Raw genomic sequence first — 17,979 nt, 5'->3', positions numbered from 1 at the left:
GGTGTATCCTCCCCTGTCCCGGGGACTAGCGGGCAGTAGGCGGCGTGGAAAGGGCATCGGCCGCCGCGCGCCACGGCAACAGGATCGCCCCGTGGCGGCCCGGATAGGCACCGGCTGGTTTCAGCATCGCGAAATCGGGCCAAGCCGGCAGCGCCCCTTCCCCGGCAAGCCAGCGTTCGATCGCGTGGAGCGCCTCGCCTGTTTCCTGCGCGTTCTTGCCCAAGGCATGGCGGGCGAAAATCGCCGCGGAAGCTTGCCCGATCGCGCAGGCCTGAACCTTCATGCCGAAGCTCGCGATCAGGCCCGCAGTGTCGGTTTGTATGGCCATAGCCAGCGTGCTGCCGCAGCTTTGGGAGCGGGCCTGCCCGTGCAGCGGCAGGGTTTCATCGAACCGATGCTGCGCGAGTTCGAGCGTCAGGGCCAGCAATTCGGGCGTGTAGAGTTTTTCCGCGCTCACGCGGCGACCTCGGCCTCAGTCTCGGTTTCGGCTTCTTCGGCTTCCTCGGCCTCTTCCTTCCAGCGGCGCTGCCGTTCGCGGACGAGTTGAACCATCGCGTTGGAACTGGCGTTGACCGCACGGTAGGTTCGCGCCTGCGTGATCCAGTCCGGGCGCCCGCCGGGCCCCCAGACGAGATCGAAGCCCAGCACCACCAGCGAGAAGACCATCACCACGATCACCACGCCCTTCAGCGCGCCGAACGCGAAGCCGAGCACGCGGTCTACCGGGCCGAGGACAGACCTGCGGGACCGGCGACCGGCATACCCCGCGATCAGCTTCATCGCTGCATAGGGCACGCCCAGCAACAGCACGAAGGCAAGGATCGTCGCGCCGGAAGGCGAATCGATGTAATCGTAAAGCACCGTGGTGAGGTCGGTGTGGAACAGCCGGATCGCAAAGATCGCCAGCACCCACGCCATCAGCGAGAGCGTTTCCTGGACGAAGCCGCGCAGGAAGCCGCCCACTGCCGCCCCTCCGACGACAACCAGCACCAGAATATCGAAACCCGTCACGCCGGCAGGGCTATGCCGATGCCATGATATGGTCAACGAGCTTCGGCAGCCGCGACAGTGAATTGTAGCGGATACCGGACGGCGCACTGACTTCGGCCGGACCAAATCCCAGCTCGAAGCCCAGCTTTGCCGCTTCGCGCAGGCGCAAGCCGCCGTGGGCAACCGGGCGCACTTCCCCGGCGAGCGATATCTCCCCGAACCATGCGGACCGGGACGCCAGCGGCTTGTCCGCCAGCGCGGAAACCAGCGCGGCGGCCACCGCCAGATCGGCGGCCGGGTCCGACAAGCGGTAGCCGCCGGCGACGTTGAGATAGACTTCCGCCGCGGAGAAGTTGAGGCCGCAGCGCGCTTCCAGCACCGCGAGCAGCATCGCCAGCCGCCCGTTATCCCAGCCGACCACCGCCCGGCGCGGGGTGGCCCCGCTTTGCAAGCGGACGATCAGCGCCTGGATCTCGATCAGCACAGGGCGCGTGCCTTCCAGCGCGGGGAACACCGCGCTGCCGGCAATCGGCTCATCACGGCCGGACAGGAACAGCATCGAGGGGTTGGACACTTCCTCCAGCCCTTGTTCGACCATCGCGAACACGCCGATTTCGTCCACCGCGCCAAAGCGGTTCTTCAGCGCGCGGAGGATGCGGTACTGATGGCTGCGCTCCCCTTCGAAGCTCATCACCACGTCGACCATGTGTTCCAACACGCGCGGACCGGCGATGGTGCCATCCTTGGTCACGTGCCCCACCAGCACGAGCGCAACGCCGTTTTCCTTGGCATAGCGGATCAGTTCGAACGCGCAGCCGCGCACCTGGCTTACGGTGCCCGGCGCGCCTTCGATCGTGTCGGAATGCATCGTCTGGATCGAATCGATCACCAGCAGCGAAGGCGGGTCCATCCCGCCCAGGGTGGTGAGGATATCGCGCACGGATGTGGCCGAGGCGAGGCGGATCGGGGCGTTGGCATAGCCCAGGCGGGCCGCGCGCATCCGCACCTGCCCCGCGGCTTCTTCCCCGCTGATGTAGACGACGTCCTGCCCTTTTTCCGCGACTCGCGCGGCGGTCTGCAGCAGCAGGGTGGACTTGCCGATCCCCGGATCGCCCCCCATCAGGATCGCGGAGCCGGGAACGAGGCCGCCGCCGAGCGCGCGGTCGAATTCCGCAAGACCGGTGCTGCGTCGTTCCAGCCGTTCCCCCGGAACGTCCAGCGCCACGAACTGGACCGCGCGCCCGCCGCTGGACAGATCATGCTTCTGCGAAAACACCGTCGCCGGCGCGTCTTCCGTCAGCGTGTTCCATTCCGAACAATCGCCGCACTGGCCCTGCCAGCGGTGGGAGACGCTGCCGCACGACTGGCAGACATAACGGCGCTTTGTCTTGACCATACCGACCGATTATCAGAACGGAAGGGGAACGCAAGCACCCCTGCCGATCAATCTTTCAGATCGTGCCAGAAGCCCTTGAGCTTGGCGAAAAACCCGGCGCTTTCCGGACATTCTTCCCCGGTTTCCGTTTCCTGGAATTCGCGCAGCAATTCCTTCTGGCGGCCGCTGAGCTTGGTGGGGGTTTCGACGTGAATCTCCACCACCATGTCCCCGCGTCCCCGGCCCTGCAGTACCGGCATGCCCGCGCCGCGACGGCGCAGCTGCTTACCCGACTGGATACCCGAAGGAATGTCGATGGTGATCCGTTCGCTGTCGACACCCGGAATCTCCATCGCCCCGCCAAGCGCGGCAGTGGTGAAGCTGATCGGGCAGCGGGTGACCAGCGTCGTCCCTTCCCGCTGGAACAAGCGGTGCGGAGCAACGTGCAGGAAGATGTAGAGATCGCCCGGAGGTGCACCGAACGGCCCGGCCTCGCCCTTTCCGGCCAGCCGGATGCGGGTGCCGTTGTCGACGCCAGGCGGGATGTCGATCTCCAGCTGCTGGGGCTTGTCGACCCGTCCTTCCCCGCGGCAGCCGCCGCAGGGTTTTTCCAGCACTTCGCCGCGCCCGTGGCAGTTGGGACACGCCTTCTCGATCACGAAGAAGCCTTGCTGCGCGCGGACCTTGCCGTGGCCGCGGCACAAGTTGCAGGTGCGCCGGGAGGTGCCCGGCTCCGCGCCCGAACCGCCGCACGGTTCGCAAGAGGCGGACACTTCGACTTCTATTTCGGTCTTCTTGCCATGGAACGCATCTTCTAGGCTGATCTCAAGGTCATACCGCAGATCGGCGCCGCGCCGGGCGTTCGTCCGCCCGCCCGTGAAGGCATTGCCGAAGATTGTTTCAAAGATATCGCCGATGTCGCCGAAATCGGCCGGGCCACCGCCCTGCTGGAAGGCCGCGTGGCCGTACCGGTCATAAGCAGCGCGTTTTTGCGGGTCCTTGAGACAGTCGTAAGCCGCGCTGATCGATTTGAAGCGCGCCTCGCTCTCCTTGTCCCCGGGATTGCGATCGGGATGATACTGCATCGCCAACTTGCGATAAGCGGACTTGATCGTCGCGCCATCGGCACCCCGTTCGACGCCAAGCAGTTCGTAATAGTCGATTTCAGTCGCAGCCATGATGTCCCCGCCCCTAAACCGATCCGCCACCGGCGCACGAGGCACCGGTGGCGGCCGGGTCTTTCATCAGGACAATCAGCCCTTGTTCTCGTCGTCCACTTCGGAGAACTCGGCGTCGACCACGTCATCGCCTTCCGGAGCGGACGTGCCCGGGCCGGAAGTGCCGGCGCCCGGGCCCGCAGCGGCTTCGGTCTGGGCCTGCTCCGTCTGGTAAAGCGCCTGGCCCAGCTTCATCGCGACTTCGCTCAGCGACTGGGCCTTGGACTTGATCGTCTCGGCATCGTCGCCTTCCAGCGCCGTCTTGGTGTCGGCCACGGCGCTTTCGATCTCGCTCTTCAGGGACGCGTCGATCTTGTCGCCGTGTTCCTGAAGCTGCTTTTCGGTCGCGTGGACAAGGCTGTCGGCATTGTTGCGGGCTTCGGCCACTTCGCGCCGCTGCTTATCTTCGGCTGCGAACTTTTCCGCGTCCTGGACCATCTGCTCGATGTCGTTGTCGGACAAGCCGCCCGACGCCTGGATGCGGATCTGCTGCTCCTTGCCGGTGCCCTTGTCCTTGGCCGACACGTTGACGATGCCGTTAGCATCGATGTCGAAGGTCACTTCGATCTGCGGCACGCCGCGCGGTGCGGGCGGGATTCCGACCAGGTCGAACTGGCCGAGCATCTTGTTGTCCGCCGCCATTTCGCGTTCGCCCTGGAACACGCGAATCGTCACGGCCTGCTGGTTGTCATCGGCGGTCGAGTAGACCTGCGCCTTCTTGGTCGGGATCGTGGTGTTGCGATCGATCATCCGGGTGAACACGCCGCCCAGGGTCTCGATGCCCAGCGACAGCGGAGTCACGTCGAGCAGCAGGACGTCCTTGACGTCGCCCTGCAGCACGCCGGCCTGGATCGCCGCGCCCATCGCCACGACTTCATCCGGGTTGACGCCGGTGTGCGGCTTCTTGCCGAAGAAGCTTTCCACCACTTCACGAACCTTGGGCATGCGGGTCATGCCGCCGACTAGCACAACTTCGTCCACGCTGCCCTTGTCGATGCCGGCATCGGCCAGCGCCTTCTTGCAAGGTTCGAGCGTGCGCTGGATCAATCCGTCGACCAGCTTTTCCAGCTGCGAGCGGGACAGGGTCTCCACAAGATGCAGCGGAGTGGTGCTGCCGCCTTCCATGCGAGCGGTGATGAAGGGCAGGTTGATTTCGGTCTGCTGCGTGCTCGACAGCTCGATCTTGGCCTTTTCCGCCGCTTCCTTCAGCCGCTGGAGCGCAAGCTTGTCCTTGCGCAGGTCCATGTTTTCCTTCTTCTGGAACTGCTCGGCCAGATACTCGACGATCGTGCTGTCGAAATCCTCACCGCCCAGGAAGGTGTCGCCGTTCGTCGACTTCACCTCGAACACGCCGTCGCCGATCTCGAGGATCGAGATGTCGAACGTGCCGCCGCCAAGGTCATAGACGGCGATGGTCTTGCCTTCTTCCTTGTCGAGGCCATAGGCGAGCGCGGCCGCGGTCGGCTCGTTGATGATGCGCAGCACTTCAAGGCCAGCGATCTGGCCGGCATCCTTGGTTGCCTGGCGCTGGGCATCGTTGAAGTACGCGGGAACCGTGATCACCGCCTGGGTGACGTTTTCACCCAGGTAGCTTTCGGCGGTTTCCTTCATCTTCTGCAGGATGAAGGCAGAAATCTGGGAGGGGCTGTAGTCCTTGCCGCCCGCTTCGACCCAGGCATCGCCGTTCGCGCCCTTGACGATGTCATAGGGGACGAGCTCCATGTCCTTCTTGGTCAGTGGATCGTCGAAACGGCGGCCGATCAGGCGCTTGACCGCGAAAACCGTGTTGTCGGGGTTGGTCACCGCCTGCCGCTTCGCGGGCTGGCCGATCAGGCGCTCCGCGTCCTTGGTGAAGGCGACGATGGAAGGCGTGGTGCGCGCGCCTTCGGAATTTTCGACGACCTTTGGCTTGCCCCCGTCCATCACCGCAACGCAGCTGTTGGTCGTGCCAAGATCGATACCGATTACTTTAGCCATGGTTTCCCCATTCCTGTTCGTAACATTGGACACCGCGCGGGCGGTTCCCCGTCCAAGGCGGAACCGGTCGGCGGCTCATTTCGTAACTCAATCCGGTGCGCGATATAGGAGTGGTTTCCCTTGGCACAAGGGATGGCTCCGGCTAGAAATCGGCCGCGAAACACCGGAGGGAAGTCCATGAAATCCGCCATTCTTGCCGGGCTGACGCTCGGGATTGCCGTGCTTGGCCTTGCTGCGTGCGACCGCGGCGAGGAACCCGTGGCCGAAACTTCGGTGCAGGACACCGCGCCCGATGCGCCGGACGGCATCGCGGTCAGCAACGGCCGGATCATGCTGCCCGCCGTCCCCGGCAACCCGGCGGCGGTCTATTTCGACATTGCGAACACCGGGGCCGCGGACAAGGCAATCGAAGCCGCATTCGTGACCGGCGCCGAGAGCGCAATGGTTCACACCATGAGCGACAGCGGCATGGGCGCAGTCTCGGAAGTGGCGGTCAGACCGAACTCCACGGTGCGTTTCGAACCCGGCGGTCTGCATGTGATGGCGATGAACCTCGATCCCGCGCTCGCGCCCGGCAGCACGGCGGAAGTGACACTGACGTTCGTCGGAGGGGACAAGGTGAGCTTTCCGGCCCAAGTGCGCGCAGCGGGTGACGAACGCTGAGCTGCCCGCCCGGCGGGGAGCGGTGCCTGACAGTGGGCGAAGTGGCGCTTGCCCGGACAGTGTTCGGGAGCGCGATCGACTATTCGAAGGTCCGGATCCGCCGCCGTAAGTGGTTTCCCTTCCAGCCGCGCAAGATCACGATGGCCCCGCGCGGGCACATCCACTTCCATCCCGGAGGAGAAGCCTATTCGGATGACTTCGCCGCCGAGCCGCTGCTGCGGCAGGGCTTGTTCATTCACGAGATGACAACTTCAAAGATCGTGCAGCTTGGCTCCAACTTGGGCGTGAACTCAGTTTCGGAAACTGACACGGCCAAGGATGCGCTCGACCGACAGCTATCCCCGCGCACCGATATTCGGGGGCTTCCGCTTTCCACCCATTTCGCGACATTCAGGTAAAGGCCCGGAAGCGCCCAATCGATTAGATGGAGATCTCACGAAGGACCGGCAGTAGCAGAAGCGATCATCAGTGCAATGGCTAAAGACTAGGCGCTACGCCGTCCAACTGCAGCTTACAGCGGTCTCGATCTGACTGCATCTAATCGGGCGCTATAGCGCATTGGTTTACAGCGATTCAAGTCAGCAGGCGATTCCAACTGCTTTGGGATCTTTCTAGTGAGGCTGATCGGAATAGGTTTTGCAAGATCGATGAAATTGGAAGTGAGGTGGATTGAGACGTTCCAATTCAAGACAGCGGCGCTCTGAAGCAAAGAAGTTGGCCGAGTGCATCCTCCACAAATCGAAAGCCGCAGGTGCGGATGGAAGCGCCGCGCGCATCTCAGCCTGGTATTTAGTAACCTCAGCATCAGCCAATTCGTCACATCCCTCAGCACTAACCTCGTCAAATCTGGCCGACTGAACGTCCCAGAATTCTCCATCAGACGGCACTGCATCCATTGGAAGAAGACCTAGATTGACGAAACAGGTCATTTTTTCGCTCGGGCGCATAGTATATTCATATTTAATGATATTTCCATTGCCCTCAAGCAACGCTTCAACTTTGCCGTCATTTGATTTCCAGATCAGTCGGACGTGCTTTGATTGGCTTGGAAAATGCGGGTCAGGGGGACCATCCCGAGTCCAATGCTCGCTTTCGACGACAAACGGTCCCACTGTTTCAGACGTGAGGTCCGAACCCGCCACCAAAACACTGGCCGAGCAGAGTGAGACTAGCCCAATCAACGTAACGATAAGTCTGCTGGCCACTCTGTTCTCCCGGTACAACATACAGAGGACTAAAGCCCGCCGCTCGAGCTAGTTTATAAGTCGCTTACAAAGGTCGGCAATGGCATCGTGATCGGCCGATACACGATGCCTCCGCAAACGACTGCTATCGTGATCTCGACGCCTGCAACTCGGGCAACTCGCTAATTCGCTTTCCACCCAATCGCGGACATTTGAACCAGCCGAAGGGCATCCCCGTTGAACTCTCGGGCAACGGGTCACATCATGCGGTGATGAGGCGGATTCTTACTCCTGGCGAACGCGAACTCGCCCACTCTGTTTTCGGGGATGCTCTCAAGCTAGATGGCGTCACGATCAACCGGAAGAAGTGGTTTCCCTTCCAACCCAGCAATGTGGTGATGGCCCCGAACGGCCACATATGGGTCCACCCAAAGAGCAAGAGGTGGAGCGAGGACTACAGCAAGGAGCCGCTGGCCCTACAGGGCTTGCTGATCCATGAGCTGACCCACGTTCTACAAGTCCAGCGCAAAGGCCGCTGGTATCTTATCCTGATGCGGCATCCCTTCTGCCGATACGGTTACGAGTATCAGCCAGGGTGGCCGTTGGAGCGTTATGGAATAGAGCAGCAGGCCGAACTGGTGCGTCACGCATTCCTGCGGCGCAACGGCTATCCCTTGGACAAGGCTCCAAGTTTGGCCGAACTAGACGCCGTTGTGGATTTCAAAACTCCAGAGATCTCAAAGGCGTAGCGCTTTTGTAACCGCACAAGAGTTTACCCATGTCTGGCAGACTCAGGCTCGCGGCGAATGGTATCTGGTCACCCGCCGCCATCCCGGGTGCCGGTACGGCTATGCGTTGAAGCCGGGCTGGTCCCTGACCGACTATGGGATCGAGCAGCAGGCGGAAATCGTCCGCCATGCCTTCCTGCTCAAAAACGGGATCAGGCCGCGCGGGGTGACCGACCCTGCCGCCTATCGGCAGCTGGTCGATTTCCCCGGCGCGGCCTGATCCATCTAAGTCAGACTTGCCTGATCCAGCCGATCAGTACGGGCGGTTTACCGGATAGCCCCGTGTTCCGTAGCAATCGTCATCGAGACGCCCGTTCCGGTCGTACCCGTCGCACTGGTCGTTCTTGTCGAGAAAGTACCCGGCGGCAGCACCAGCGGCCGCACCGGCAGCGGCAGACGTGACAAGGTCAGTTCCGGTCACGGCGCTGACGCCCGCACCAAGCGCGGCGCCGGCCAGACCACCTTCGGCGGCATAGTTTTCAGCGCAAGCGCCAAGCGAAAGCGCTGAGACCAAAGCGGCCGGCGCGAGGAGGAACTTGGTATTCATGTCGGACTACTCCCTAGATTCCCTGTTCAGGCACCTACGGGCAACCGCACCATGAGTTCCTCCCCTGCGTATCAATCCGGCTTCCGCGCAACTCCGACCATCGCGGGACGCAGCAAGCGGTCGCGGATCATGTAGCCGGCCTGCATTTCCTGCACGATCGTGCCCGGCTCCGCATCCGCGGTCGGGATCTCGATCATCGCCTGGTGGCGGTTCGGGTCGAGCGGCAGGCCAACCGCTTCGATGCGGGTGATCCCCTGCTGGCCGTAGACCTTCTCCAGTTCCCGGCGCGTCGCCTCGATCCCGGTAACCAGGCCTTTCAGCTTGTCATTACTGCGCAGGTCCTCAGGGATGGCGTCGATCGCGCGGGCAAGGTTGTCCGACACCGACAGGATATCGCGGGCAAAGCCGGTGGTCGCGTAGGCGCGGGCATCGGCCACGTCCTTTTCCGCCCGGCGGCGCACGTTCTGCGCTTCCGCTTTGGCGTAGAGCACTTCCTGCTTTGCGGCTTCGAGCTGGTCGCGCAGGCGAGCCAACTCCTCGCCCGGGTTTTCCTGATCTTCGGCCTCGTCGCCGTCGATCATGTCCTCGGGGACACCGTTCAATTCCTTCTCGGCCGCTTCATCGCGGGTATTGCCGTTTTCGACCATGGTCTCCCGTTCATCCGATTAGCTTGCCCAGGCTGCGGGCAGTGAAATCCACCATGGGAACGACTCGCGCGTAATTCAACCGCGTCGGGCCGATTACCCCCACCACGCCGACCACTCGTCCTTCGCGATCCCGATAGGGGGACGCGATCACGGAGGAGCCGGACAGCGCGAAAAGCCGGTTCTCCGATCCGATGAAAATGCGAGTCGCCTGCGCGTCCCGGGCCCGGTCCAGCAAGTCGGCGACCGATTGCTTGTTCTCAAGATCGTCGATCAGGGAGCGAATCCGCTCAAGGTCCCCCAGCGCATCTTCGTCCAGCAGCTTGGACTGCCCGCGCACGATCAGCACCGGACGGCGGGCCGCGTCCTCGCTCCAGACGGCAAGGCCGCGCTCAACCAGATCGCTGCTGGCTGCGTCGAGCTCAGACCGGCCGGAGACGATTTCCTGCCGCATCGCCTTTGCCGCTTCCGCAAGGGTTCGCCCGGCGAGCCGCGCGGTGATGTAATTGGTGGCAGCCTGCAACGCGGAGGCAGATGCGCCCGCCGGGATCTCGACCAACCGGTTCTCCACGCTTCCATCTTCCCCGACCAGCACGGCCAGCGCGCGGGCCGAATCGAGCTGGATCAGGTTCATTTGCGACAGGCTTGGTTCCCGGCGGGGAACCATAACCACGCCCGCGGCGGCGGACAGATCGGACAGAAGCGCGCTGGTGGATTCGAGCGCCTGCTCGATCGGGCCGGGGCGAGACAAGCGCTGTTCGATCGCGGCGCGTTCCTGCGCGGTGGGTTCGGCCACCTGCATCATCCCGTCCACGAACAGCCGCAGGCCCGTTTCCGTCGGCATCCGCCCGGCGCTGGTGTGGGGCGCAGCGAGCAGGCCAAGCGATTCGAGATCGGCCAGCACCGAGCGAACCGAAGCCGGCGAAAGGTTTACCCGCGCTTCGCCGGCCAGCGCCTTCGATCCGACAGGGCTGCCGGTCGCGAGATAGCCTTCCACCACGAGGCGGAAGATCTCCCGTGCGCGATCGTTCAGTTCGGAGATGGGTGTGGTAACCATCGCTATCTATCTAACGCCTGCCCTTGCCCGCTCAAGCTCATAGCGCCTAGGGCAGTTCCCGATTGAACAGGAGCTTTTCATGAGACCATCCGGCAGGGCGCCCGACGAAATGCGCGCCATCGACATTCAGACCGGCTTTACCAGGCACGCGGAAGGGTCCTGCCTGATCTCGTTCGGAGACACCCGCGTGCTCGTGACCGCGAGCGTCGAGGAAAAGGTCCCGCCGTTCCTGCGCGGCAAGGGCCAAGGCTGGGTTACCGCGGAATACTCCATGCTGCCCCGCGCCACCCACACCCGAGGAAGCCGGGAAGCAGCCAAGGGCAAGCAATCGGGCCGGACGCAGGAAATCCAGCGGCTGATCGGCCGTTCGCTGCGCTCCGTCACCAACATGCAGAAGCTGGGCGAACGGCAGATCGTGCTCGATTGCGACGTGATCCAGGCCGATGGCGGCACGCGCACGGCGGCGATTTCCGGTGCGTGGGTCGCCCTGCGGCTGGCGGTCAATAAGCTGATGGCCGATGGCGCGATCAAGGAAGATCCGCTTGAATCGAAGGTCGCGGCGGTGTCCTGCGGGATCTATCAGGGCACCCCAGTGCTCGATCTCGACTACATCGAAGACAGCAGCGCCGACGCGGACGCCAACTTCGTGCTGCTGGAAGGCGGCAAGATCGCCGAGGCGCAAGCCACCGCCGAGGGCGCGTGCTATGACGAAGAAGGCCTGCTGCGCCTGCTGCGCCTCGCTCGCATCGGGTGTGAGCGGATCTTCGCCGCACAGGACGCAGCGGTTCGGTAACGAGGAAGGCCATGCGCAAGATCGGCTCCACCAAGATCGTCATCGCCACCCATAACGCGGGCAAGCTGAAGGAGATTTCAGCCTTGCTCGCGCCTTATGGCGTGGAGTGCCTCTCCGCTGGCTCGCTTGGGCTGCCCGAACCGGCGGAAACGGGGCAGACCTTCGTGGCGAATGCACTGATCAAGGCGCGGGCCGCCGCCGAAGCGTCCGGCCTTCCCGCGCTGGCGGACGACAGCGGCTTGTCGGTTGCCGCGCTCGATGGCCGTCCGGGCGTCTACACCGCCGACTGGGCGGAGCGGCAATGGTTCGAAGGCGAACCGGGGCGGGACTGGTTCATGGCGGTGGGCAAAGTCGAAGGAATGCTCCAGGCCAAAGGGGCGGACGCATCGCGCGAGGCGTGGTTCTCCTGCGTGCTCGCCCTCGCCTGGCCAGACGGGGAACACGCCGTCTATGAAGGCCGGGTGGACGGCACCCTGACCTGGCCGCCGCGCGGGAGTGTCGGGTTCGGGTACGATCCGGTTTTCGTGCCCGTGGGCCATGACCGGACGTTCGCCGAAATCGATCCGGCGGAGAAGCACCGCATCAGCCACCGCGCCGATGCCTTTGCGAAGCTGGTGGCCGACCAGTTCGAAAGCTAGACTGCGCCCGTGGCCCGCGCTCTCTACATCCACTGGCCGTTCTGCGTCGCCAAGTGCCCGTACTGCGATTTCAATTCGCACGTGCGGGAGCAAGTCGACTTCGGCCGCTGGCGGGAAGCCTTGCTGGCCGACATGCGCCACGAAGCGGATCTGGCCGGGGGCGAACCGCTGGAATCGATCTTCTTCGGCGGCGGCACGCCTTCGCTGATGCCGCCCGATCTGGTCGAGGCGCTGCTGGCCGAAGCCCAGCGGCTGTGGGGCTTCGCCCCGGACATCGAGATCACGCTGGAAGCGAATCCCAATTCCGTAGAAGCGGCGCGGTTCGATGCGCTGGCGAAGACGGGAGTTAACCGGCTCTCGCTTGGCATACAGGCCCTTGATGACGAGGCGCTCCGGTTTCTCGGCCGGGCGCATTCGCTGGCCGAAGGACTGACGGCGCTCGACATTGCGCAGCGGGCCTTCGACCGGGTCAGCTTCGACCTGATCTATGCCCGCCCGGGACAGACCGCCGCAGAATGGCAAGCCGAGCTGGAACGGGCGCTGGCGTTCGGGACGGGGCACCTTTCGCTGTACCAGCTGACGATCGAACCCGGCACGCGGTTCGCCACCGATGTGCGGCAGGCGAAGTTCATTCCGCTGGAGGATGATCCGGCAGGCGAAATGTACGAGCTGACGCAGGAGCTTACCCGGGCCGCCGGAATCTCCGCCTACGAGATCAGCAACCATGCCCGGCCGGGGCAAGAGAGCCGCCACAATCTTACCTATTGGCGATACCGCGATTATTGCGGGATCGGCCCCGGTGCGCACGGTCGGCGGCGCGGCGCGGCGACCGTCCGGCACAAGAAGCCGGAGAACTGGCTGGAAGCGGTCGCGCAGGGCGGGAACGGAATTCGGGAGGAACGCACGCTCGGCCAGGCGGAACAAGCGTCCGAAGCGCTGCTGATGGGCTTGCGGCTGGCCGAAGGAGTCGATCTGGCCGAAGTGTCTCGGCGCTTTGACTTCGCGCGGGATGACCTGATCGATGCCGGGCGGCTGGGGCTGTACCAAAGCCTTGGGCTTGCCTGGTCCGATACCGACCGGATCGGCATCACGCCAAAGGGCTTTCCCCTGCTCGATGCCTTGCTGGGCGAACTGGTGCCCGAAGCGCTCGTCAGCGCATGACCCGCGCCGACTTTCTTGAGCAATGGCGCGATTACCTGCAAGGCTCCCGCCGCCGATCTCCGCACACCGTCCGGGCTTATCTTGCCGCCGCGGCCCGGCTGCTGGACGTTCTGGAGCCGGAGGACTGGGGCGCGGCCGCGCGGATCGACGCGGCATCGCTGCGAACCCAGCTTGCGGCGCGGCGGGCGAAAGGCATCGGCAACGTTTCCGCCGCCCGGGAGCTTTCGGCGCTGAAGTCCTTCCTCGCCTTTGCCCGCGAACAGGCGGGCGAGCCCGATGCTTCTGCGCCGCGCCTCAGGGGGCCGCGCGTCAAGAAGGGCCTGCCTCGGCCGGTCACTCCGGACGACGCGGTCAATCTGGCAGAAGAAGTGACGGCGCTTGCTTCGGCCGAATGGATCGGCGCGCGAGACCGCGCGGTGATCCTGCTGATGTACGGTGCGGGCCTGCGCATCGCGGAGGCACTGTCGCTGACAGGGCAGAACGCGGCGCTCGGCGAAACGCTACGCGTGACCGGCAAGGGCGGCAAGCAGCGCGTGGTGCCGATACTGCCGATCGTGCGCGACGCGGTGGCCGACTATGTCCGGCAGTGCCCGTGGCCGCTCAGCCCCGACAGTGCCTTGTTCCGCGGAGCCAGGGGCGGCCCGCTGGGGCAAGGCGCGGTGCAAAAGGCGGTTGCCAAGGTGCGCGGGCTTCTGGGGCTTCCGGACAGCGCCACGCCGCACGCGCTGCGCCATTCCTTCGCGACGCACTTGCTCGGCGCCGGGGTGGACTTGCGCAGCTTGCAGGAACTGCTCGGCCACGCGAGCCTTGGCTCGACGCAGATCTACACGAAAGTGGATGCGGCCGTGCTGCTCGACACCTACCGCAACGCCCACCCGCGAGAGCGGGGCTGAGCGCTACTCGCCATCCTCGTCGCAGGGCTTCCACGTGACGAGGCGGTAGACGTACGAAGCCAGCGCCAGCACCACCAGAACCAGCACGATGCCGTTCACCCACGCCTCGTACTTCTCGATCAACGGCGCCAGCCTTCGCCCGCCCTCGATCAGCAGCGCGTTCCAGATCGCGGTGCCGACGAAGGTGAACACCAGAAAGCGCCACACCGGCATGTGAGTGAGGCCAGCCGGAAGCGAGATGATCGTGCGCAGGAACGGGGAAAACCGCATGACGAACACGACCCACTGGCCGTGGCGTTCGAAGAACCGCGCGGCCTTTTCTACGTCACGCCAGTCGACGGTCAGCCAGCGCCCGTATCGGTTAACGAAGGGTTTGAGCCGCTGGTATCCCCACTTGTGGCCGATCCAGTACCACGGGTAGTTTCCGGCCGTCGCGCCGACAGTTCCGACCAGCAGCAGGGTCCAGTACTCCATCGATCCGCGTGCGACCAGCACGCCCCCCACGCCCATGATCACTTCCGAGGGAATCGGCGGGATGATGTTCTCCAGCGCCATCAAGAGCGCGACGCCCCAGTAGCCGCCTTGCTCAATCATGCGGATGACGAAATCGTTCATTCCGGCTCCAACGGATCAGGCAGCACGGCTATCCCGAAGGCGGGCAAAAATCGCGTCAGGCCCGGACCATGGCGGCAAAGCGCCGCTCAATCGCGTCCCAGATCTTCCCCCCGGTGTCCGTGCCGTTGAACGCGTCGATTGCGACGATCCCCGTCGGGCTGGTGACGTTGATCTCGGTCAGCCAGTGGCCGCCGATTACGTCGATACCCACGAAAACCAGCCCGCGCCGTTTCAGCTCGGGCCCCATGGCCGCGCAGATCTCCTCCTCCCGCTCGGTGAGCCCGCACGCTTCGGCGGAGCCGCCCTGCGCCAGGTTCGAGCGGAATTCCCCCTCGCCCGGTTTGCGGTTGATCGCCCCGGCGAACTCCCCGTCCACCAGCACGATGCGCTTGTCGCCCTTCGCTACGTCGGGAAGGAACGGCTGGACCATGTGCGGTTCCGGCCAGGTCTGGTTGAACACTTCGAACAAGGCGCCAAGGTTGGTCCCGTCGGCCTCGATCCGGAAGATTGCCTTGCCGCCGTTGCCATGCAGCGGCTTGACCACGACTGCGCCATGCTGCCGCTGGAAGGCGCGAACATCCTCCATCTTCCGGGCAATCAGCGTCGGGGGCATGAAGCGCGCGTAATCCAGCACGAACATCTTCTCCGGCGCGTTGCGCACGCTCGCCGGATCGTTGACGACCAGTGTTTCCCCCTCAAGCCGTTCCAGCAGCAGGGTCGCGGTGATGTAGCCGAGATCGAACGGTGGGTCCTGCCGCATCAGGATGACGTCGATGTCCTTCGCCAGGTCGATCTTCGTCCGTTCGCCTTCCCAGCGGAAGTGATCACCGGCAATCGGACGCACGCTGACGGGCGCGGCCCAGGCCGTGATCCGCCCGTCCTCCCATGCCAGGGTCTTCACGTCGTAATGCCACAGTGCGTGATCGCGGGCCTGTGCGGCCAGCATCAGCGCGAAGCTGGAATCTCCGCCGATGTTGATGCCTTCCAGCGGATCCATCTGGATCGCGACGCGCAAACCCATGCCTTGTCCCCCATGCCATGCACTATGGCTGCCAAGCGTTGACGATGTGGCGCGGCAACCGCCACGGCGCAAGCAGAAGCACATCGATGCGCACGGTATCTGTCGGCGCGCCGAACCGGTGGGCAACGGATTCCGCCGCCGCGGCCACGCGCCGCAGCCGAAAGGCATCGATCGCCCCGTCGAGATCGGCCGCGTTCCGGCGCCATTTCACTTCGACGAACGCCACGGTCACGCCGCGCTTTGCGACAAGGTCGATCTCCCCGCGCGGGGTCTTCACCCGCTGTGCGAGGATGCGCCAGCCGAAAAACCGCAGCCACAAGGCGGCGAGCCGTTCCGCCTTGCGGCCCCGGCTTTCCGCTTTCCTCCGGTTCACTCCTTCAATTCCATCGCCCGGGCGTAAAGCGTCTTGCGATCAAGCCCCGTAGTCCGTGCGACGCTGGCTGCCGCGTGAGAGGGTTTCTGGTCCTGCAAGGCGTCGCGCAGTAGAGCGTCGACGTCGAACGTGCCGAGGGGCTGCGCGGACGGCGGGCCGACCAGCAGCACGATCTCGCCCTTCGGCGGGCGGCCTTCGTAGTGGGCGGCAAGCTCTCCCGCCGTGCCGGTGCGGCATTCCTCATGCAGCTTGGTCAGTTCGCGCGCGACGGCGATTTCGCGCCCGGGCAGGACTTCGCCGATCGCCTCGAGTGAGCGAAGCAGGCGCGGGGCGGTTTCGAAGAAGATCAGGGTGGCGCGCAGGTCGGCGAATTCCTCCAGCGCCTCACGCCGGGCCTTGTCCTTCACCGGCAGGAAGCCGGCGAACAGGAACCGGTCGTTCGGCAAGCCCGAAAGCGTAAGGCCCATCACCGGCGCGCTCGGTCCCGGAAGGCTGGTGACAGCGATTCCTTCGGCCCTCGCCTGCCGGACCAGCCGGTAGCCCGGGTCGGACACCAGCGGGGTCCCCGCGTCGCTCACGAGAGCGACCGCAGCCGTGCGTGTTCGTTCAAGCAACCGGGCCCGGTCCCGTTCATCGCTGTGATCGTCGTAACGCCACAGCGGCTTAGAAATTCCGAGGTGGTGCATCAGCTTGCCGGTGACCCGCGTGTCCTCGCAGGCTATCGTTTCGCACCGGCGCAGCGTGTCGGCCGCACGCATCGTGAGATCGCCGAGATTGCCAATCGGCGTCGCGACAATATAAAGGCCCGGAGACAACGGGTTAGTTTGATCATGATCGGTCACGCGGCAGTTGTGGACACTTTGGGCAGGAGCGGCAAGATGGTGGCAGTGGTGAAACGCGGTCTCGCGGTAGCGGGGCTGGGCCTCAGCCTGGCGGCCTGCCAGGTTATCCCCGGCGGGGATCGCGGCCCGTCGGCGGCTCCCGCCCCTGCCCCGGCTCCGTCCGCGACGGTGGCTCCGGGGCCGGTCGTAGCCGCTCCGCAGTCGGTCGCCCTGCTGGTGCCGCTATCCGGCAGGAACGCCGAAGTCGGCCAGTCGATCGCCAACGCCACGGCAATGGCGCTGATCGACACCAAGGCCGACAATGTCGCAATCACGACCTATGACACGGGAACCGGCGCGGGCAGCGCCGCGGCGCGGGCAATCTCGGACGGCAACAAGCTGATCCTGGGCCCCTTGCTCGGCGACAATGTCTCCGCCGTACTGGCCCAGGCTCGCCCGGCCGGCATTCCGCTGATCGCGTTTTCCAATGACCGGACGGTGGCGGACCGCGACGTGTTCGTGATGGGACAAATTCCGGAGCAATCGGTCGCCCGTACCGTAGGTTACGCGGTAGGACAGGGATCGCGCCGCTTCGCCGCGCTGGTGCCGGACGATGAATATGGCCGGCGAGCAGAAGCTGCGCTGCAGGCAGCCGCGCAGACCAGCGGCGGGCAGGTCGTCGCCGTTGAGCGGTATAATCGGGGGAACACCTCCATCGTCAGCGCGGCCCGGCGGCTGCAGACGAAAGGCGGATTCGACGCCGTGCTGATCGCCGACGGCGCCCGGCTTTCCGCGATGGGCGCGACCGAGCTGAAGAAAGGCGGCGCCCGGCCGCTTATCCTGGGGACGGAGCTGTGGAACGGCGAAGCCAGCATCGCCAATGCCCCTGCCCTGCGCGGTGCGTTGTTCTCCGCGGTGTCGGACGCGCGGTACCGCCAGTTCGTCAACAGCTACGAAACCCGTTTCGGCGCCAAGCCGTACCGGGTCGCCACGCTAGGCTACGATTCGGTGCTGCTCGCCCTGCGGCTGGCCCGTGACTGGCAGCCGGGTCAGCCCTTCCCGCTCGCGCAGGTGGCGGATCCTGAAGGGTTCCTCGGGCTCGACGGTCCGTTCCGTTTCCGCTCCGACGGCGTCGGCGAACGCGCGATGGAAGTGCGTGAGGTCGGAAACGGAACGATCAGCGTGACCGACCCGGCACCGGAACATTTCGTGAATTAACCGG

General features: G+C 64.7%; 21 protein-coding genes and 1 pseudogene. 9 read left to right on the top strand and 13 right to left on the bottom strand.

Annotated elements, in window-relative coordinates; all coding sequences use genetic code 11:
- Positions 1 to 25: 25 nt before the first annotated feature.
- The 5 genes from ELY13_RS05110 to dnaK all read right to left on the bottom strand — a co-directional run bounded on the left by ELY13_RS05110 (position 26) and on the right by dnaK (position 5,559).
- Complete coding sequence (locus tag ELY13_RS05110; protein ID WP_126172810.1) at positions 26 to 457, bottom strand: iron-sulfur cluster assembly scaffold protein; 432 nt, start codon at positions 455 to 457, stop codon at positions 26 to 28.
- Entirely contained in the window at positions 454 to 1,011 is a 558-nt protein-coding gene (locus ELY13_RS05105) for a CvpA family protein (protein WP_126172809.1), read from the bottom strand. The genes ELY13_RS05110 and ELY13_RS05105 overlap by 4 nt, the downstream gene beginning before the upstream one ends.
- Positions 1,012 to 1,021: 10 nt before the next feature.
- On the bottom strand, positions 1,022 to 2,386 hold the full coding sequence (gene radA, locus ELY13_RS05100; RefSeq protein ID WP_126172808.1) for a DNA repair protein RadA: 1,365 nt from the start codon (positions 2,384 to 2,386) through the stop codon (positions 1,022 to 1,024).
- A gap of 47 nt (positions 2,387 to 2,433) precedes the next feature.
- Entirely contained in the window at positions 2,434 to 3,543 is a 1,110-nt protein-coding gene (gene dnaJ / locus ELY13_RS05095) for a molecular chaperone DnaJ (protein ID WP_126172807.1), read from the bottom strand.
- Positions 3,544 to 3,618: 75 nt separating this feature from the next.
- Entirely contained in the window at positions 3,619 to 5,559 is a 1,941-nt protein-coding gene (dnaK, locus tag ELY13_RS05090) for a molecular chaperone DnaK (RefSeq protein WP_126172806.1), read from the bottom strand.
- Positions 5,560 to 5,736: 177 nt separating this feature from the next.
- On the opposite strand from dnaK, the gene ELY13_RS05085 reads away from it, so the two are divergent.
- Positions 5,737 to 6,222 carry a copper chaperone PCu(A)C gene (locus ELY13_RS05085; protein WP_164549699.1) on the top strand — a complete coding sequence of 162 codons (486 nt, stop codon included), beginning with the start codon at positions 5,737 to 5,739 and terminating at the stop codon, positions 6,220 to 6,222.
- A pseudogene (locus ELY13_RS05080) lies at positions 6,219 to 6,470 on the top strand (vgr related protein); the annotation flags it as partial. The gene ELY13_RS05085 and the pseudogene ELY13_RS05080, both read left to right, overlap by 4 nt.
- A 363-nt stretch (positions 6,471 to 6,833) precedes the next feature.
- Here ELY13_RS05080 and ELY13_RS05075 read toward each other — a convergent pair.
- Complete coding sequence (locus tag ELY13_RS05075) at positions 6,834 to 7,427, bottom strand: hypothetical protein (protein WP_126172804.1); 594 nt, start codon at positions 7,425 to 7,427, stop codon at positions 6,834 to 6,836.
- Positions 7,428 to 7,678: 251 nt separating this feature from the next.
- Between ELY13_RS05075 and ELY13_RS05070 the strand changes: the two genes are divergently transcribed.
- Together ELY13_RS05070 and ELY13_RS15625 are read left to right on the top strand one after the other, a co-directional pair.
- A complete protein-coding gene (locus ELY13_RS05070; protein ID WP_126172897.1) occupies positions 7,679 to 8,155 on the top strand; it encodes a vgr related protein in 477 nt (158 codons plus the stop codon).
- Positions 8,156 to 8,261: 106 nt separating this feature from the next.
- Positions 8,262 to 8,414: a hypothetical protein gene (locus tag ELY13_RS15625; protein WP_206435981.1), complete on the top strand. Its 153-nt coding sequence runs from the start codon at positions 8,262 to 8,264 to the stop codon at positions 8,412 to 8,414.
- Positions 8,415 to 8,447: 33 nt separating this feature from the next.
- Here the strand turns inward: ELY13_RS15625 and ELY13_RS05060 are convergent, their stop codons facing one another.
- The 3 genes from ELY13_RS05060 to hrcA form a co-directional block, all read right to left on the bottom strand.
- Complete coding sequence (locus ELY13_RS05060) at positions 8,448 to 8,741, bottom strand: glycine zipper domain-containing protein (RefSeq protein WP_126172803.1); 294 nt, start codon at positions 8,739 to 8,741, stop codon at positions 8,448 to 8,450.
- 71 nt (positions 8,742 to 8,812) lie between these two features.
- A complete protein-coding gene (locus ELY13_RS05055) occupies positions 8,813 to 9,388 on the bottom strand; it encodes a nucleotide exchange factor GrpE (protein WP_126172802.1) in 576 nt (191 codons plus the stop codon).
- A 10-nt stretch (positions 9,389 to 9,398) separates the two neighbouring features.
- Positions 9,399 to 10,442 (bottom strand): heat-inducible transcriptional repressor HrcA, encoded by a 1,044-nt coding sequence (gene hrcA / locus ELY13_RS05050; RefSeq protein WP_126172801.1) that lies wholly within the window; start codon positions 10,440 to 10,442, stop codon positions 9,399 to 9,401.
- 79 nt (positions 10,443 to 10,521) lie between these two features.
- Between hrcA and rph the strand changes: the two genes are divergently transcribed.
- The 4 genes from rph to ELY13_RS05030 are packed head-to-tail and all read left to right on the top strand — an operon-like array spanning position 10,522 to position 13,927.
- Entirely contained in the window at positions 10,522 to 11,235 is a 714-nt protein-coding gene (rph, locus tag ELY13_RS05045) for a ribonuclease PH (RefSeq protein ID WP_126172800.1), read from the top strand.
- An 11-nt stretch (positions 11,236 to 11,246) separates the two neighbouring features.
- The gene (gene rdgB, locus ELY13_RS05040; protein WP_126172799.1) at positions 11,247 to 11,873 is read left to right on the top strand and encodes an RdgB/HAM1 family non-canonical purine NTP pyrophosphatase; all 627 of its coding nucleotides are present in this window, start codon (positions 11,247 to 11,249) and stop codon (positions 11,871 to 11,873) included.
- Between the two features lie 9 nt (positions 11,874 to 11,882).
- Entirely contained in the window at positions 11,883 to 13,034 is a 1,152-nt protein-coding gene (gene hemW, locus ELY13_RS05035) for a radical SAM family heme chaperone HemW (RefSeq protein ID WP_126172798.1), read from the top strand.
- Positions 13,031 to 13,927: a tyrosine recombinase XerC gene (locus ELY13_RS05030; RefSeq protein ID WP_126172797.1), complete on the top strand. Its 897-nt coding sequence runs from the start codon at positions 13,031 to 13,033 to the stop codon at positions 13,925 to 13,927. The genes hemW and ELY13_RS05030 overlap by 4 nt, the downstream gene beginning before the upstream one ends.
- A gap of 3 nt (positions 13,928 to 13,930) precedes the next feature.
- On the opposite strand, the gene ELY13_RS05025 is transcribed toward ELY13_RS05030, so the two are convergent.
- From ELY13_RS05025 to rsmI, 4 genes are read right to left on the bottom strand one after another with little or no spacing between them, the layout of a single operon-like run.
- Positions 13,931 to 14,542 carry a DedA family protein gene (locus ELY13_RS05025; RefSeq protein WP_126172796.1) on the bottom strand — a complete coding sequence of 204 codons (612 nt, stop codon included), beginning with the start codon at positions 14,540 to 14,542 and terminating at the stop codon, positions 13,931 to 13,933.
- Positions 14,543 to 14,597: 55 nt separating this feature from the next.
- Positions 14,598 to 15,563 carry a glutathione synthase gene (gene gshB / locus ELY13_RS05020; protein ID WP_126172795.1) on the bottom strand — a complete coding sequence of 322 codons (966 nt, stop codon included), beginning with the start codon at positions 15,561 to 15,563 and terminating at the stop codon, positions 14,598 to 14,600.
- A gap of 22 nt (positions 15,564 to 15,585) precedes the next feature.
- Complete coding sequence (locus ELY13_RS05015; RefSeq protein WP_126172794.1) at positions 15,586 to 15,936, bottom strand: YraN family protein; 351 nt, start codon at positions 15,934 to 15,936, stop codon at positions 15,586 to 15,588.
- Positions 15,933 to 16,778 (bottom strand): 16S rRNA (cytidine(1402)-2'-O)-methyltransferase, encoded by an 846-nt coding sequence (gene rsmI / locus ELY13_RS05010; protein WP_126172793.1) that lies wholly within the window; start codon positions 16,776 to 16,778, stop codon positions 15,933 to 15,935. Before rsmI ends, ELY13_RS05015 begins: the two co-directional genes overlap by 4 nt.
- A gap of 36 nt (positions 16,779 to 16,814) precedes the next feature.
- Here rsmI and ELY13_RS05005 point away from each other — a divergent pair, with 36 nt between their 5' ends.
- On the top strand, positions 16,815 to 17,975 hold the full coding sequence (locus ELY13_RS05005; protein ID WP_126172792.1) for a penicillin-binding protein activator: 1,161 nt from the start codon (positions 16,815 to 16,817) through the stop codon (positions 17,973 to 17,975).
- Positions 17,976 to 17,979 lie beyond the last annotated feature (4 nt).

Source organism: Altericroceibacterium xinjiangense, assembly GCF_003958635.1.
Lineage (GTDB): Bacteria > Pseudomonadota > Alphaproteobacteria > Sphingomonadales > Sphingomonadaceae > Altericroceibacterium_A > Altericroceibacterium_A xinjiangense.
Note: the sequence above shows the minus strand (reverse complement) of the source record. Positions and strands in the feature narration are given on the sequence as shown.